Source organism: Streptococcus sp. CCH5-D3 (assembly GCF_001556435.1).
In the GTDB taxonomy this organism is placed as follows: domain Bacteria; phylum Bacillota; class Bacilli; order Lactobacillales; family Streptococcaceae; genus Streptococcus.
This window is the reverse complement of the sequence record NZ_LSIW01000066.1, coordinates 1-280: the sequence shown is the minus strand read 5'-3', so window position 1 is coordinate 280 and position 280 is coordinate 1. Positions and strand designations below refer to the sequence as shown.

Annotated in this window: 1 protein-coding gene; it reads right to left on the bottom strand. The window is 40.4% G+C overall.

Features of this window, described 5'->3' with window-relative positions; all coding sequences use genetic code 11:
- Positions 1 to 280 (bottom strand): MucBP domain-containing protein (locus AX662_RS04445; protein ID WP_197414661.1); only part of this gene is annotated, 280 nt, incomplete at both ends.

The following is a 280-nucleotide window of genomic DNA, read 5'->3' as shown; positions in this document are numbered from 1 at the left end:
TAGTCACCTTTCGGTACGATCTTGTATGTCTTACCGTCTGGAGTCTTGATTGTCTTAGGTTTTTCACCTTCCTCAGTTGTGTTATATGGAGTATCATATGGTGAGTTTGGTGTGTCTTGACGAGGTTTCTTGATTTCTTTACCTTTTTCGTCTACGTAAGTGATGATTACGTCACCTTCTTTAGGTTTCGTTGGATCTTCTTTAAGTTTGTAGACGTAAGTTACGTTCTTATCGCCTTCGATAACTTTACCTGTTGTAGCGTCATCACCTGTCCAGTGAC